Below are 1,769 nucleotides of genomic sequence, written 5' to 3' on the forward strand. Positions count from 1 at the left end.
CAACAAGCCGCCAAGTAAGCCATCAACCAAGTTAGTGACAAGGTCAAGTGATAATAGACCACCCAAGATGCCGTCTAATAAACCAGAGACTAGATCAAGAGATAACAAGCCGCCAAGTAAGCCATCAACCAAGTTGGTTACAAGGTCAAGTGATAACAAACCACCCAATACGCCGTCTAATAAACCAGTTACGAGATCAAGAGATAATAAGCCGCCGAGTAAGCCATCAACTAAGTTGCTTACAAGGTCAAGTGATAATAAGCCACCTAAAAGACCATCTAATAAACCAGAGACTAAATCAAGAGATAATAAGCCGCCAAGTAAGCCATCAACAAGATTAGTGACAAGATCAAGTGATAATAGACCACCCAAGATGCCGTCTAATAAACCAGAGACTAAATCAAGAGATAACAAGCCACCAAGTAAACCATCAACAAGATTAGTTACTAGATCAAGTGATAATAGACCACCCAAGATGCCGTCTAATAAACCAGAGACTAGATCAAGTGATAACAAGCCACCAAGTAAACCATCAACCAAGTTGGTTACAAGGTCAAGTGATAATAAACCACCCAATACGCCGTCTAATAAGCCAGAGACTAAATCAAGAGATAACAAGCCACCAAGTAAGCCATCAACAAGATTAGTGACAAGGTCAAGTGATAATAAACCACCCAATACGCCGTCTAATAAACCAGATACAAGGTCAAGCGATAATAAGCCGCCAAGTAAACCATCAACCAAGTTGGTTACAAGGTCAAGTGATAATAAGCCACCTAAAAGACCATCTAATAAACCAGATACAAGATCAAGAGATAACAAGCCACCAAGTAAGCCATCAACAAGATTAGTGACAAGGTCAAGTGATAATAAGCCACCTAAAAGACCATCTAATAAACCAGATACAAGATCAAGTGATAACAAGCCACCAAGTAAGCCATCAACTAAGTTGGTTACAAGGTCAAGTGATAATAGACCACCCAAGATGCCGTCTAATAAACCAGAGACTAGATCAAGTGATAACAAGCCACCAAGTAAACCATCAACCAAGTTGCTTACAAGGTCAAGTGATAATAAACCACCTAAAAGACCATCTAATAAACCAGTTACCAGATCAAGAGACAACAAGCCGCCGAGTAAGCCATCAACTAAGTTAGTGACAAGGTCAAGTGATAATAAACCACCCAATACGCCGTCTAATAAACCAGATACGAGGTCAAGCGATAACAAGCCGCCAAGTAAGCCATCAACCAAGTTGGTTACAAGGTCAAGTGATAATAAACCACCTAAAAGACCATCTAATAAACCAGATACAAGATCAAGAGACAACAAGCCGCCGAGTAAGCCATCAACTAAGTTGCTTACAAGGTCAAGTGATAATAAGCCACCTAAAAGACCATCTAATAAACCAGAGACTAGATCAAGAGATAACAAGCCACCAAGTAAACCATCAACCAAGTTGGTTACAAGGTCAAGTGATAATAGACCACCCAAGATGCCGTCTAATAAACCAGAGACTAAATCAAGTGATAACAAGCCACCAAGTAAACCATCAACAAGATTAGTTACAAGGTCAAGTGATAATAGACCACCCAATACGCCGTCTAATAAACCAGAGACTAGATCAAGCGATAACAAGCCGCCAAGTAAACCATCAACCAAGTTGCTTACAAGGTCAAGTGATAATAAACCACCCAATACGCCGTCTAATAAACCAGAGACTAGATCAAGTGACAACAAGCCGCCAAGTAAGCCATCAACTAAGTTGC

Annotated in this window: 1 protein-coding gene; it reads right to left on the minus strand. The window is 40.4% G+C overall.

Annotated elements, in window-relative coordinates; genetic code table 11:
• The coding region (locus C9E89_RS23530) for a hypothetical protein (RefSeq protein ID WP_213069661.1) at positions 1–1,769 on the minus strand (1,769 nt) is incomplete at both ends.

This window comes from Acinetobacter sichuanensis (genome assembly GCF_003024515.2).
Classification (GTDB): Bacteria; Pseudomonadota; Gammaproteobacteria; order Pseudomonadales; family Moraxellaceae; genus Acinetobacter; species Acinetobacter sichuanensis.